This is a genomic window from Staphylococcus sp. GDY8P131P, assembly GCF_017891975.1.
In the GTDB taxonomy this organism is placed as follows: Bacteria; Bacillota; Bacilli; order Staphylococcales; family Staphylococcaceae; genus Staphylococcus; species Staphylococcus nepalensis.
The window spans coordinates 40,116-54,304 of sequence record NZ_JAESKF010000003.1; the positions used below are offsets into that span (position 1 = coordinate 40,116).

14 protein-coding genes are annotated in these 14,189 nt (G+C 33.6%); 12 read left to right on the top strand and 2 right to left on the bottom strand.

All coding sequences use genetic code 11. The annotated features are described in order from the left end of the window. The first annotated feature begins 386 nt into the window (after positions 1–386). The 8 genes from KA894_RS03465 to ychF all read left to right on the top strand — a co-directional run bounded on the left by KA894_RS03465 (position 387) and on the right by ychF (position 10,278). Positions 387–1,232, top strand: coding sequence for an ABC transporter ATP-binding protein (locus KA894_RS03465; RefSeq protein ID WP_115342459.1), 846 nt, complete (start codon positions 387–389; stop codon positions 1,230–1,232). Continuing rightward, on the top strand, positions 1,229–1,855 hold the full coding sequence (locus KA894_RS03470) for an ABC-2 transporter permease (protein ID WP_115342458.1): 627 nt from the start codon (positions 1,229–1,231) through the stop codon (positions 1,853–1,855). The genes KA894_RS03465 and KA894_RS03470 overlap by 4 nt, the downstream gene beginning before the upstream one ends. Positions 1,856–2,279: 424 nt before the next feature. Further along, positions 2,280–3,806 carry an NADH dehydrogenase subunit 5 gene (locus tag KA894_RS03475; RefSeq protein WP_242692962.1) on the top strand — a complete coding sequence of 509 codons (1,527 nt, stop codon included), beginning with the start codon at positions 2,280–2,282 and terminating at the stop codon, positions 3,804–3,806. 1 nt (position 3,807) lies between these two features. After that, entirely contained in the window at positions 3,808–6,414 is a 2,607-nt protein-coding gene (locus KA894_RS03480; RefSeq protein ID WP_207606701.1) for a DUF2309 domain-containing protein, read from the top strand. Between the two features lie 179 nt (positions 6,415–6,593). Further along, positions 6,594–6,962 (top strand): Na-translocating system protein MpsC family protein, encoded by a 369-nt coding sequence (locus KA894_RS03485; RefSeq protein ID WP_096811074.1) that lies wholly within the window; start codon positions 6,594–6,596, stop codon positions 6,960–6,962. A 1,096-nt stretch (positions 6,963–8,058) separates the two neighbouring features. Beyond that, positions 8,059–8,943 carry a mechanosensitive ion channel family protein gene (locus KA894_RS03490; RefSeq protein WP_096811073.1) on the top strand — a complete coding sequence of 295 codons (885 nt, stop codon included), beginning with the start codon at positions 8,059–8,061 and terminating at the stop codon, positions 8,941–8,943. Between the two features lie 21 nt (positions 8,944–8,964). After that, entirely contained in the window at positions 8,965–9,180 is a 216-nt protein-coding gene (locus KA894_RS03495) for a DUF951 domain-containing protein (protein ID WP_096811072.1), read from the top strand. Further along, positions 9,181–10,278 (top strand): redox-regulated ATPase YchF, encoded by a 1,098-nt coding sequence (gene ychF / locus KA894_RS03500; RefSeq protein WP_119488017.1) that lies wholly within the window; start codon positions 9,181–9,183, stop codon positions 10,276–10,278. 105 nt (positions 10,279–10,383) lie between these two features. Here ychF and KA894_RS03505 read toward each other — a convergent pair whose 3' ends face one another. Further along, positions 10,384–10,890, bottom strand: a complete 507-nt coding sequence (locus tag KA894_RS03505) for a phenolic acid decarboxylase (protein WP_119488016.1) — start codon at positions 10,888–10,890, stop codon at positions 10,384–10,386. A gap of 102 nt (positions 10,891–10,992) precedes the next feature. On the opposite strand from KA894_RS03505, the gene KA894_RS03510 reads away from it, so the two are divergent. Further along, positions 10,993–11,499, top strand: a complete 507-nt coding sequence (locus KA894_RS03510) for a PadR family transcriptional regulator (protein WP_259340357.1) — start codon at positions 10,993–10,995, stop codon at positions 11,497–11,499. A gap of 144 nt (positions 11,500–11,643) precedes the next feature. Here the strand turns inward: KA894_RS03510 and KA894_RS03515 are convergent, their stop codons facing one another. Beyond that, a complete protein-coding gene (locus KA894_RS03515) occupies positions 11,644–12,441 on the bottom strand; it encodes a GH25 family lysozyme (protein WP_096811068.1) in 798 nt (265 codons plus the stop codon). Between the two features lie 407 nt (positions 12,442–12,848). Here KA894_RS03515 and rpsF point away from each other — a divergent pair, with 407 nt between their 5' ends. From rpsF to rpsR, 3 genes are read left to right on the top strand one after another with little or no spacing between them, the layout of a single operon-like run. After that, positions 12,849–13,154 carry a 30S ribosomal protein S6 gene (gene rpsF, locus KA894_RS03520; RefSeq protein WP_096811067.1) on the top strand — a complete coding sequence of 102 codons (306 nt, stop codon included), beginning with the start codon at positions 12,849–12,851 and terminating at the stop codon, positions 13,152–13,154. A gap of 18 nt (positions 13,155–13,172) precedes the next feature. Further along, a complete protein-coding gene (gene ssb / locus KA894_RS03525) occupies positions 13,173–13,679 on the top strand; it encodes a single-stranded DNA-binding protein (RefSeq protein WP_210133700.1) in 507 nt (168 codons plus the stop codon). 49 nt (positions 13,680–13,728) lie between these two features. Next, complete coding sequence (gene rpsR, locus KA894_RS03530; RefSeq protein WP_042737618.1) at positions 13,729–13,971, top strand: 30S ribosomal protein S18; 243 nt, start codon at positions 13,729–13,731, stop codon at positions 13,969–13,971. Positions 13,972–14,189 lie beyond the last annotated feature (218 nt).

The following is a 14,189-nucleotide window of genomic DNA, read 5'->3' on the forward strand; positions in this document are numbered from 1 at the left end:
TGAAAGGTAGTCTTATATCAAACATTTGTAGAATGACTAAAGTGCTATAGATCGATAGGTTTTAGTTCATTTAATCGGCTAGTCGTAGTAGTTCTGCAAGTGCCATAGCGTTTGTGTTTGCTTCTTAGTTATTGAAGTATCGACGGGGTAATGCAATCTTATTAGTAATATAAGACGACTATCCCGTCTTTTTCTTTGTTTCACTAAATTTACGTTTGAATACACATGCAAGTTATACTTTATTAATACTTAAATCAATTTTTAATCGATTTTTTATAAAAATGTATTGTTTGTTTTAATGGATTATATTATGTTTAATTTATAAGTTGTTTAATGTTAAACCATTTATATTGTTTTAAATGATAAAAAAAGATAAGGGGATAACAATGACATATTTGCTAAATGTACAAAATTTAAGTAAAAGTTATGCTGATTCTGATTTTAATCTTAATCAAATTAATTTAACGATTGAACCTCACACAGTGGTTGGGCTTATTGGAAAAAATGGTTCTGGTAAATCAACGCTAATCAATACATTAGTTGGAAACCGGTTTGCAGATTCAGGTGAAATTCAATTTTTTGATGAATCTATAACGAACCGTGAATATACATATAAAGAACATATGGGTGTCGTGTTTGATGACCTTCGTCTTCCAAATAAACTGAATGCTAAAGAAATTAGCAAAGTATTTGCCAACATTTACCGTACTTGGGATGAAAAGCACTTTTTTGATATGCTTGAAAATTTTGGATTACCTAAAGAACGTCAAGTTAAGACATTCTCACGTGGAATGAGCATGAAAATATCGCTATCGATTGCATTGTCACATGATAGTAAACTTTTAATTTTAGATGAAGCAACGGCAGGGATGGATGTTTCAGGGCGCGAAGAAGTATTAGAAATACTTGAAGACTTCATAGATAAAGGTAATGGGATTCTTATTTCTTCACATATTTCAGAAGATATAGAAACACTTGCTGATAAATTAATATTTATGAAAAATGGTCGCATTTTATTGCAAGAACAAAAAGAAACGTTATTAAACGATTATGGCATTGTTACTTTTGAAGAGGGGCAATTTGATGTAAATCAAAGTGCTGTTATAGCTTATCGTATACATAAAGGCTCAGGTAAAGCACTGATCAATAACAAAGATGAAATAGATATAGCACAATCTATAGAACAAATTGATGACGCGACGAAAATATTAATGAGAGGAGAGTTAGTATGAAAGGTTACTTAATGAGTTATTATTTTACGAATAAAAAATCCATTTATACATATTTGTTATTAAGTATTCCAATTTGTTTATTTTTCTCATTTTCCAATCCATTAATCGCTAGTTTTATGCCTATGATCTTTTTAGTTTCTCCAGCAACAGATAATTTAAAGGATGAAAAGGATTCAAAATGGATGTATTTTGTGTCAACGTTACCTTATAGTCGAAATACTTATGTGGCAAGTCACTTTGCTTTTTACAGTATATTGGCACTCACGGGTATGATCGTGTCCCTTGTAATCAATGCTATTGTGGCAGATAGTATCGTTACAGGCATTAATTCTGCAATGCTGGGCATTGGATTTATTGCATTATATTCACTTATTTTCCCGTTTACTTTTAAAATAGGTGCTGAGAAATCTAATGTAATCTTTATGATTGTTTCTATTATAGTAGTGATTGTATTTTTCGTTTACTATTTTGGCTTATTAGCCTTATTCTCTGGTTCAGGGGATATGATAAGTGAAGTCAGTAAAAATCTTTGGTATGGTGGCACATTTGCAGTGTTCGGTTTAATCGTTATGTTGCTTTCGTTTATTACTTCTAAACATGTGTTTAAACATAAAGCATTGTAAAACAACGTAGTAACATGTAGTCTTTCTTGACAAACACGAATAATCGTTATATCTTATTAATATTGAAAACTAAAATGTTAGGCATATTATTCTCTGTTTTCTACGTAAATCATGCTTTAGCAAGTTGCTAATTGAACTGTATTGGTAAATTGAAAAAGTGTATGAATATCAGTGGAAATTAAGAATTGTACGTCTCACAGTACGACATTAAAAAATGAACTTCAACATAAATAAATATTTAATAGGTAGCAGCGCAAAACACAAAATGATGTGAGTTGTAATGAAGCCGACAATAATAATGAATCAATATCGATTTGTTATTAATTGTCGGCTTTTTCTATGGAAAATGTAAATCTCAACGATTATGCAAATGGACATTTTGCGCTGATGTAAATTTAGAAGTTGTATTAAAGGAGGTAGCGTGATGATCGTAATTAATACGAATGCATTGTTAGCATTGCTATTTATAACATTAATTGTTTCTATTTTGAGTAGTCTCTTTTTCTTAATCAAAAAAATCACACCTAAATATGCACGTATACATATTTATTTTGTAGCATTACCAGCTTTAGTTGCATGTTTAGGTCTTATTTTTTCGCAGAAAAATGTAGAAGTAGGTGTATGGCGTTCGGATGTATTGTCATGGTTAATGGCAGGCTTTGTTTTAGTCATCGGTTTGGTTATTCAACGCTATTGTATTCGCTATTTGGCAGGAGATAAAAGTTATAAAAAATATTTCACTTTATTTACTTTTACGACTACTTTTGCGGCATTAGCTTGGTTGACTGCAGACATGAGAATCATGGTAGTTTGTTGGGGAATCACATTATTAGGGCTTACGCTATTAATTAGATTGACAAATGCATGGCAAGTGACACGCATTGCAGCTAAGGTGACAGCAAAATTATTTTTATTAAGCTGGGTAGCGTTACTTTTAGGAGTATTATGGATTGGTATATTGACAGGGGAATGGCATTATTCTACTGCGCTAGATGAGACACATTTATCTATTATAAGCAGCTGGGGTCAATTCGGCGTTAATTTACTCATTGTTTTAGCAGTTATGATTCCAGCGGCGCAATGGCCTTTCCAACGTTGGCTAATCGAGTCAGTAGCCGCACCGACGCCAGTTTCTGCTATTATGCATGCTGGTATCGTTAACGCTGGGGGTATCATGTTAACAAAATTTTCACCAATCTTTAGCGGCGATATAGCAGCTATTATTTTATTGTTTTTTGCAAGTGTTTCGGTATTGTTAGGTGCAGGTATAAGCTTAATACATGTGGATTATAAGCGTTTACTAGTAGGATCAACGATTGGCCAAATGGGTTTTATGCTTATCCAATGTGCTCTGGGGGCATATGTTCCAGCTATTATTCATTTAATTTTACATGGTTTATTCAAAGCTACATTATTCCTTCGTTCTGGATCAGCGGTACGCCATTTTAGTGTGCCAAGTCGTGCAAATGAAAGAATGTCTTATGTATGGATTGTAAGTGGGCGTATTTTAGCAATCGTTATTGGATTAGGCTTTTGGTTAAGCGCGCCAGAAGAAGGTTACCGCCTTGTGAGTGGCCTTATCTTAGCTTGGTCGTTATCTGTATCGTGGACGCAGTTAGTTGCGTTTGGAGAAGGTCGTTTAGGGCGTGTTGTCGGTTTGACAGTATTAATTGTTGTCGGTGGTGTATACTTCTTAGTCCATCATTATTTTGCTGATGCATTATATACAATGACATTGCATAGTGCGCAACCTCCTACAATTATCGTGATTCTTGTAGCGCTTATTTTATTGTTAGGTAGTTTAATTAGTACATGGGTGGCACACAATCGTTCTACTGTAGCATTTTCAATTTTATATATGTGGATTGTGCGTTTAGGTGATGCAAAAGCTGAAACAGTTGAACGTCATCCTAATTATCTTAAGACTTATTTATCAAAAGGAGGCCGCTAAAATGGGAATGAATAAAGTCATAACAAACCAAAACCAGTATACGGATGATATCAATCATATCATCTCTGAAGCAAGCAGGGTCATTGTGCCTTTATCGCCTATTTCAGTATTTGCTGCAAGAAACCCATGGGCCAATTTAGAGCAATATACATTTGAAAATATTGCACAATGGTTGAAAAAAGTACGTGACGTAGATATTTATCCAACATTTAATACATTTAAACAGGCATATGAGCGTAATGAAATAGATGACCGTGAGATTGAACTTAAGTTACAACAGTGGTTAAAACAAATAAACCCTTCTATAGCTAAAAATCACGTTGAAACTTATGCTAGAAAATCTCTAGATTTAGCCCACTTAACAGTATTGAATCGTGTTTCAGAAAGTCAAGACATAGCAAACCATCGTACGAATGCATTAAATAAAACAGATGACATGAATACAACATCATTAGTGAGTACGTATATCACTGATAAAAACGATAAAAAATTAATAGATATAGTAGATTATCATGTAATTAAATGGTGTAAATTGTACCTTGACGATGCCCAATCGGGTTGGACAATGCCCAACCGTGACCAAGGGTTGTTTGTTGCATGGAGACGCCTTGTTCAACATGATCCTGCGTTATCTAAAAAACAGCGTACACGTCTGAAGACTTTACCAGATAGTGCTGAAGATTTACTTGAAGTATGTTTAGAAGCATTAGGAGTGTCGGAGGGCCAGATACAATCCTATTTAGAAAATCATTTATTAGCGTTGCCTGGGTGGGCTGGCATGATGCTATGGCAAGATGAATATCATCACACTGAATATCAATTGCTATTAGCCTATTTAGCGATTCGTGTTGGCTTAGAATGGGCTATCGTTCAACCTTATTTGCCTGCAACAGAGCCAAATTATGAATTTGAATATTCAGTTGATGAATTTAGGGAAAATTGGATTCATACCGATCTGTTTACAACTGAACAATGGGACCAGTTATCCGTATCTCAACAAAAGGTGTATATTGATTTTGCGATCCATTTTGAAACGCAAATTTGTAAAAAATTGTTACTAGAAGCTTGGGAAGCAACTTATGAAAAACAGTTAAAAACCGCTGTTGAATCGGAGCAAAACGTTGAGCACAAACAGCACACAACACAAGTGCAAATGGCATTTTGTATCGATGTGCGTTCAGAACCTTTCCGTCGGCAAATAGAAGCGGCGGGGCCATTTGAGACAATTGGTATTGCAGGCTTCTTTGGCTTGCCTATTGTAAAGGAAGCGTTAGGAAGTGAACATAGTCATCCTTCTTTACCTGTGATGAACCAGCCTCAACATAAAATTAAAGAGTACACACACGAAAAAGAACCTACTACTTTTCGCCAACATCAGCATATACTTAAATCAATAACGTATACATTTAAGAAAATGAAGCAAAACGCTTTGCCTAGTTTGCTATTACCAGAATTAAGTGGACCTTGGTTAACCCTTCAAATGTTTTCACGTAGTTTTACACCCAGACCTGTTGGTAAATTAATTAGAAAATTTTACGCGGGTTGGTTACAAAAACCAAATGATACAACATTATCATTGCAACATTGTAACCATACTGAAGAAGGTATGCCAGTTGGTTTTACAGAAAAAGAGAAAGTAGATTATGTGCATCAGGTGTTGCGTTTAATGGGACTGACTTCTCATTTTGCGCCGTTAGTGGTGTTATGTGGCCATGGAAGTCAAAGTGCGAACAATCCCTATGCTTCCTCGTTAGATTGTGGGGCGTGTGGCGGTGCAGCAAGTGGATTTAATGCAAAAGTATTGGCGCAATTATGTAATTTACCAGAAGTAAGGGCATCCTTATTAACTGAAGGCATCGTTATCCCAGAAGATACTGTTTTTGTAGCAGCAGAACATCAAACTTCTATCGATGAGTTAGATTGGATATATACGCCTAATTTATCTGAAACTGCGCAAAATGCTTTTAATCAAATACAAGCAGCTATGCCTGATATTAGCTATAGAGCAAACGAGCAGCGTTTGAAAGCTTTGCCAGACAATCATTTGTTTAAAAAAGACCCTTTAAAAGAAGTACATCGCTTAACAAATGATTGGAGCGAAATTAGACCTGAGTGGGGGTTAGCAAGAAACGCTTCATTTATCATTGGTCAACGTGACTTAACTAAACATAGTGATTTAAAAGGGCGATCTTTTTTACACAATTATGATTGGAAGCAAGATAGTGACGGTAGTATATTAGCTAATATAATTAGTGGACCAGCTACTGTAGCACAATGGATTAATTTACAATACTACGCTTCAACAGTAGCGCCTCACTACTACGGTAGTGGCAGTAAGACGACACAAACAATCACAGCTGGTATAGGCGTGATGCAAGGCAATGCGAGTGATTTATTGACAGGTCTACCTTGGCAATCTGTGATGTCAGCAGATAATGAAATGTATCATTCACCTATCAGACTCCTTATTGTCGTTCAAGCACCGGATGATTTTATTAGACAGATATTAAACGATAATCATGATTTTTATCAAAAAGTATTAAACAGATGGGTTAAATTAGCAAGTATAGATGCATTTGGTCAATGGCATGATTGGCCATTAAATTAATTTATCAAGATGATTTTAAAATGATATGGTGGCAGATAAGTGAATGGTTAAGGCAACTAGATAGATTAATTTCTTGGTAATTGCGCATAAGTATGGAGAAATACATGCAAAAATGATAATGTTAGCATTATTAAAATAATGTGATAAGACATTCTGATTCTATGGGAGATGCATACGACATGAAAACAACCAAAGGTGCCTATGAGTCTGAAATCAGTAAAGCAATTACACAATGGGAAAAAGATTTCCTTGGTCGTGGTTCGCTTTCTGTAAAAACAGATATTTTACGTGATATGATTATTGTGAGTTTACAAGGCGTTTTGACACAAGCTGAATATAAAGTTTGCGAAACGCATGAAGGATTATTAACAATTAAACGTACAAGATCAAAATTAGTAGAATCTGGTATTGAAGCACTCGATGATATTATTTACTCGATTACTGGTGAAGAAGTTAAAGGTTTTCACACTGATTTAAGTTCTAAAACAGGTGAACGTGTCATGATATTTAAACTTTTCAACAATCTTGAGAAAAAAATTGCTGAATAAATCCGTTATCAAATTTAGTGTTTTGAAATTTTGTATAATAGGATGTAGTAACAGATGGTTGTTGGTACAAGTATAGTTTCATTCAAGTTCATTACTGCTAACAATAAAAATGAGCCTAAGGCATAAAAGCTGCCTAGGCTCATTTTTATTGTTAGTCTCAAAAATAGAGTACCTACTGATGTAAGGGTCAGTAGGTACTCATAACCTATTGAAATCAGAAGTATCGTTTGTTAAAAGATGGCTATCCTCATATAAATAATTGGGTGTTAAAGAATCATAATTTTTATCCATGCTTTAAAATTATAAAGGTAAAATGCTTGAAACTAAGTCTAATACTGTTTGTAATAATCCTCCTACCATAATATCCCTCCTTTCAAATGTATGTAACCTTAATCTGAATACTTATCCATTGTAAGTATTTCATTTAAAAGAAACATCTACTATTTTAAAATATCTTTGAAAATGAGTTCAAGTATGTTTTCAATCATTTTAATCACTCCTTCATATTTAAAAGTAAAACGCGATTATTCAATTTGATCAAAAATTAATTTGAGAACTTGTTCTGCTAATGTTGCTAACATAGTGAACACCCCCTTTATCTGAATATTATAATAATTATATTGGTTTATGTTGAAAATCCCCTAGATGGCCAAAAAGTATTCCTGAGCGTTAATATAATAAATTAATTGAAATTAGAATGTATGTAATTATTATTTTAACTAGTGTAAAATGTGCTTGATAGATAAAGAAGTATATAAAATTGATATTGAGTAGTTGAGGGGGGTAAAGAAAATCAAAAAAATGCTTTATTTCAAAGTGTTTTTGTAGTAATATTACTTATTGGGTGTTAAAGAATCATAATTTTAAATTATGGTTCTTTTTCTTTTGTCTATTTTTAACTAAAAACATTAAAAAATATAGTGATAATTATGCTTAAACACTTTGCTAATCCTTATATTTTTAATAAACTAGATGAGGTTAACGTAGTGGCATAGATCATTGATAAGGTCGTAATTTAGAGCGAAAGTTGGATTTGTTTCAGCTTTAAAAAGGTTATAATAAACTAAAGTGACAATGTGTTAAGGAGGAAGTATAGTTGGATCAAGTGAAAAATATTCTATATTCGATAATAGAACCATTATTGAAACCAGAAACGTATCAATCATTACTCTCTAATCTAATAATGATTATTGTTTATGTAGTGGCTGCATGGATTATTTTACATTTTGTGAACAAAGGTATCGCACAGTTCTTTAAAATTCAAAATAAAGGCAAAAATGGTAATAAAAAGCGGTCAAAAACTTTAATATCATTAGTACAAAATGTAGTCTCGTATGTGGTATGGTTTATAGTGTTGACTACGATTTTAAGTAAATTTGGTATCAGTGTGGGAGGCATCATAGCAAGTGCTGGTGTTGTAGGTTTAGCAGTCGGTTTTGGTGCACAAACTGTAGTTAAAGATATCATTACAGGTTTCTTTATTATTTTTGAAAATCAATTTGACGTGGAAGACTATGTTAAAATTAGTAACGGTGGTGCTCCAGTAGCAGAAGGTACTGTTAAATCAATAGGGTTAAGATCTATGCGCATTAATACTATTTCTGGCGAACTGACGACATTACCAAATGGTAGTGTCGGTGAAATTACGAACTACTCTGTGATAAATGGTGAAGCGATCGTAGAAATCCCAGTTTCTATAGAGGAAGATATTGATAAAGTAGAAGAAGAATTAAATGCTTTCTTTGAAGCGATTCGTTCGAAATATTATTTATTTATATCTACGCCAGAGGTTGTGGGTGTAAATTCCATCACAAATAATGAAATCGTATTGCGTATTTCTGCAGAGACGATACCTGGAGAAGGCTTTACAGGCGCACGCATTTTAAGAAAAGAAATATTGAAACTATTCAAACTTAAAGAAATTAAAATGCCACAACCAATGATGGTAAAATACGAAGCCAATCAACAAAATAATGCGTAAGACGATCGGAGGTGTTACAGAATGACATCCAATTACGGTTTAAATGATATTGTAGAAATGAAAAAACAACATGCCTGTGGCACAAATCGTTTTAAAATTATTCGCATGGGTGCAGATATCCGAATAAAATGTGAAAATTGTCAAAGAAGTATTATGATTCCAAGACAAACTTTTAATAAAAAATTAAAAAAAATACTAGTATCTAATCAAGATACTGAAAACAAGGAGAATGACTAAATGGCTTTAACAGCAGGTATCGTTGGTTTACCCAACGTAGGTAAGTCAACACTTTTCAATGCAATTACTAAAGCTGGTGCACTTGCAGCGAACTATCCATTCGCAACAATTGATCCCAATGTAGGCATTGTAGAGGTTCCAGACAGCAGATTAGATGTATTGACGGATATGGTACAACCGAAAAAAACAATACCTACAACATTTGAATTTACTGATATTGCAGGTATTGTGAAAGGCGCTTCTAAAGGTGAAGGGTTAGGGAACAAATTCTTATCTCATATTCGAGAAGTTGATGCCATTTGCCAAGTTGTGCGTGCATTCGATGATGATAACGTAACTCATGTGTCTGGTAAAGTGAATCCTATAGAAGACGTCGAAGTGATTAATATGGAACTTGTACTAGCAGATTTAGAATCAGTTGAGAAACGCCTACCAAAATTAGAGAAAATGGCGAGACAAAAAGATAAAGATGCTGTAAATGAAGTTCGTATTTTAACAAGAATTAAAGAAGCATTAGAAGAAGGTGATCCAGTAAGAAGTTTAGAGTTCACTGAAGAAGACCAAAAATATGTGAATCAAGCACAATTATTAACATCTAAAGAAATGCTATACATCGCTAACGTAGGTGAAGATGAAATAGGCGATGAAGATAATGAAAAGGTTCAAGCAATTCGTGAATATGCAGATAAAGAAGATTCTGAAGTAATCGTAATTAGCGCTAAGATTGAAGAAGAAATTGCTACACTTGAAGCTGATGACAGAGAAATGTTTTTAGAAGATCTAGGTATTGAAGAACCAGGTTTAGATCGTTTAATTCGAACAACTTATGACTTATTAGGTTTAGCGACTTATTTCACAGCTGGTGTACAAGAAGTACGCGCTTGGACATTTATTAAGGGTATGACTGCGCCACAATGTGCGGGCATTATCCATACAGATTTTGAACGCGGTTTTATTCGTGCAGAAGTGACAAGTTATGATGATTACGTTGAATTTAACGGTGAAAATGGTGCCAAAGAAGCTGGTAAACAAAGATTAGAAGGTAAAGAATATATCATGAAAGATGGCGACGTTGTTCACTTTAGATTTAATGTTTAAATTTAAAACCCCTATATATTACGTATTTTGTAATATATAGGGGTTTTTATAATTTTAATATTTAATCATACGGCTGTCTTAAATATTAAAATTTGTACTTCTAACTTATTTTTGGAAATTTAATTTGTGCTGTCTGATATCTTCCGGCATACCTTCATATGGTGCTTGTGTAATAACTTGTTCATTATCCACGCCAGGTGCACCAATGTAAGTAATTTTTGCAAATTCTGGTACAACATATTTAGGGTACGTTTCATATTTTTCTCTAGATGTTTCCATTAAACCAATGAAATCATTTTGATAACAAACGGTGATATCTGGGCGCTCATGCACCCATTTTGGGAAGAAAATAACACCATGCATTAGATTTTGATTAGGGACAAAGTTTAATGAAACATCGGTACCAGTTGGCTCTGTCCAAGATATTTTATAAACGCCTTCAATGATTTCAACGATATCAGCTTCTTGGTCTTTTACCCATCTGCCTCCAACCATGCCTGAATGAATACGGTAATCAATGGTATGGTCATTTTTAACATACATTTCGTATTCCCATCCATTGTCATACGTATAAATCATATGCATTCCAATAAATTCTTTTAATGTAGACATGCTGATCGACCTCCTATATGTAATTACTTACATGTTTACTTTTACATGTTAAATCTGTATACTAATCATGTCAAATCAATGGGAGTGATTAAATTGAAAAATGTGCTTCAATACACAATTTTAGGTTTATTAAACCATCAAGCTTTAACAGGGTACGAAATTTATAAATCATTCAGTGAGGTTATAGGGGAGATTTGGTCTGCCAAACATAGCCAAATATATAATGAACTAAAAAAACTTTTGGAATCTGAACATATTTTTATTTCAGATGTAGATGAAACGAGTAAGGTAACAAAAAAAATATATCGTATTACGCCGTTAGGTCAGAAAACCTTATACCATTGGATTGAAACAGCAGATGAGGAAGAAAATAATAAAGACCCTTTTGCAATTAAAGTTTACTTCTATGATTATTTAAAGGCTGAAGAGAAGAAAAATCTTTTAGTAAGTAAGCAAACATATAAGTTAGAAAAGCTAAGTTACTTAGAGTCGATTTTTAAAAGTCTTGATTCTACTAAAGATGCTCAACATATTCGTATATTGAAAAAGGCAATACTTCGTGAACAAGCTTATATTGATTGGTTAGATTTTTGTTTGAGTGATATATAAATTAAAAAGAAAGACTTGAGCTTATATATGTGTACCCAAAATAAAAATAGGGCAGCAATCAATTTTAGAAACATTGGATTACTGCCTTGCTTCTTATATGTTGTGGATGTTTTTATAACACATTGTGCAGTTATTTTAAAACACTTATGATGTGAACCATGATGTATCTACACCAGGGCCAGTATAATTTGCATCTACATTTTGATTTAATTCAGGTGATGCGTAGCTATCTGTATATTGCCATAACACATGTTCTTGAGTTGGTTGTCCTGGATTATAATTAGCTATCCAATAGCCATCGTATTGACCAACAGATTCCGAAGCATGTTCTTTCATAAAGTTTTCATAAGAATAGAATAAGATTTTTTTATCACCAGCAAGGCTGCGCATTTCATCATACCATGCGGAAGTACTTTCTTCTGTCGTGCCAGATGTTACGGTGTTTTCTTCAAAGTCATTAATATAAAAGCTAGCTTTAGGTGCTCGGTTATATAATGTTTGTGCTTCATATCGTGCGTCCTCTGGATTTTCATACATGCTGTAGGAATAAACACCGAAATCTAAGTTATATTTATCTAACAAATTTGAATTGTGTTCTAATGTAGCGTCAACTTTTTCGGATCCGTATTGGGCGCGAATAATAATAAAGTCGTAATTTGATTTTAAGTCTTTTACTTGTTGAGCTGTTAGGTCACCTTGCCATTCTGATATATCTAAGACGCGTTCTCCAGCAGCTGTTGTGCCAGCTTCAGAACGAAAACTACTTTCAGGTTTTTCTTTTTGAGCTTTTTCTGGATGTTCGTCAAGGTATTTTTGGTATCCGTAGCCCATTGTGCCTTTTTGGTTAGCTGTATCTTCAGCTGCATGTGCAGCATTCAAAGTCATTGTAGTTGCAAATAGAATACTAATTGATAAAAACCCTTTTCTGATTATTGAACTCATATAAATCTCCTTTTTAAATATAGAATGATGTAAATAATGTAAGCGTTTTTTGCTACAAAAACATATAAAACAAGAACATATTTGACATGCTAGTAGAATTAAAATTATTTATCAAGTTTGTCTCAAGTGATTTTTAATTATATAAATAAGAAATTTTTATAAAATATAAATGGGGTTCATGATTTAAAGTATGCGTTTATTGTGATTTTGGAATTTCATTAAATGTACTCGTATTTCTAGATGTTTCATATGAAACATTCAATAAAAAATATACGTTTGAACGTCTGTTAATCATTGTAAAATGTAAAGGCGTGTGCTATAATTCTTGATTGTGAGTAATGAAAATTATTCCTTGCTTACCACATTAGATGGTGAGCCGTATAGACCACAAGGAGGTGCAATTATAAATGAGAACATATGAAGTTATGTACATCGTTCGTCCAAACATTGAAGAAGATGCTAAAAAAGCTGTTGTTGATCGTTTCAACGGTATCTTAGCTTCTCACGGATCAGAGGTTTTAGAAACTAAAGATTGGGGCAAACGTCGTTTAGCTTATGAAATTAATGATTTCAGTGAAGGTTACTACAATATCGTACGTATCCAAACTGAAGATAACGAAGCTACTGACGAATTCCAACGTTTAGCTAAAATTACAGATGATATCATCCGTTATATCGTAATTCGTGAAGACGAAGATAAGACAAGAAAATAATAAATGGGGGTCGTTTAAATGATAAATAGAGTTGTTTTAGTCGGTCGTTTAACGAAAGATCCAGAATATAGAACAACACCCTCAGGCGTGAGTGTTGCGACTTTTACTCTAGCGGTAAATCGTACGTTTACAAATGCGCAAGGGGAACGCGAAGCTGATTTCATTAACTGCGTTGTTTTTAGAAAACAAGCAGAAAATGTAAGCAACTACTTATTCAAAGGTAGTTTAGCTGGCGTTGACGGTCGCATTCAATCACGTAGCTATGAAAACCAAGAAGGTCGTCGTATATTTGTGACTGAAGTTGTCTGTGATAGTGTTCAATTCCTTGAACCTAAAAACCAAAATCAGCGTCATGCTCAAGAAGGAAATAATAATTTCCAAAACTTTGGTGGACAACAATATGGACAAAACACGTCTTCTTATCAAAATAATAACAATAATTCATCAAATCATAATCAATCAAACAACCCATTTGCGAACGCAAACGGACCTATTGATATTAGTGATGATGATTTACCATTTTAATTATAGTGAACATATAAAATATAAAATTTTTTAAAAGGAGGCAGTTACCATGGCAGGTGGACCAAGAAGAGGCGGACGTCGTCGTAAAAAGGTTTGTTATTTCACAGCAAATGGCATTACACATATCGACTATAAAGATACAGAATTATTAAAACGTTTTATCTCAGAACGCGGTAAAATTTTACCACGTCGTGTAACAGGTACTTCAGCTAAATACCAACGTATGTTAACTTTAGCTATTAAACGTGCACGTCATATGGCATTATTACCATATGTTAAAGAAGAACAATAATAAATATTGTATCTGTAAACCTCGTAGGCAGAAAGCTTACGAGGTTTTTGTATTGTCATTATTTTATAATGCGGACGAAGTAACTTAAATATTGTGTTATAGTTTAGTAGAAAAAATATCAATTTAAGATTTACATTCTTACTAATGCGTTTTATAATGTACTTTGCATGCCCTCGGGTGTGCGAAAATGAGGAGATGGGTTTTCTGTGTGCCCTTGG

Bases quoted from the DNA above. Each gene is read 5' to 3' on its own strand.
- KA894_RS03465 (WP_115342459.1), top strand. From the start codon at position 387: ATGACATATTTGCTAAATGTACAAAATTTAAGTAAAAGTTATGCTGAT.
- KA894_RS03470 (WP_115342458.1), top strand. From the start codon at position 1,229: ATGAAAGGTTACTTAATGAGTTATTATTTTACGAATAAAAAATCCATT.
- KA894_RS03475 (WP_242692962.1), top strand. From the start codon at position 2,280: ATGATCGTAATTAATACGAATGCATTGTTAGCATTGCTATTTATAACA.
- KA894_RS03480 (WP_207606701.1), top strand. From the start codon at position 3,808: ATGGGAATGAATAAAGTCATAACAAACCAAAACCAGTATACGGATGAT.
- KA894_RS03485 (WP_096811074.1), top strand. From the start codon at position 6,594: ATGAAAACAACCAAAGGTGCCTATGAGTCTGAAATCAGTAAAGCAATT.
- KA894_RS03495 (WP_096811072.1), top strand. From the start codon at position 8,965: ATGACATCCAATTACGGTTTAAATGATATTGTAGAAATGAAAAAACAA.
- ychF (WP_119488017.1), top strand. From the start codon at position 9,181: ATGGCTTTAACAGCAGGTATCGTTGGTTTACCCAACGTAGGTAAGTCA.
- KA894_RS03505 (WP_119488016.1), bottom strand. From the start codon at position 10,890: ATGTCTACATTAAAAGAATTTATTGGAATGCATATGATTTATACGTAT.
- KA894_RS03515 (WP_096811068.1), bottom strand. From the start codon at position 12,441: ATGAGTTCAATAATCAGAAAAGGGTTTTTATCAATTAGTATTCTATTT.
- rpsF (WP_096811067.1), top strand. From the start codon at position 12,849: ATGAGAACATATGAAGTTATGTACATCGTTCGTCCAAACATTGAAGAA.
- ssb (WP_210133700.1), top strand. From the start codon at position 13,173: ATGATAAATAGAGTTGTTTTAGTCGGTCGTTTAACGAAAGATCCAGAA.
- rpsR (WP_042737618.1), top strand. From the start codon at position 13,729: ATGGCAGGTGGACCAAGAAGAGGCGGACGTCGTCGTAAAAAGGTTTGT.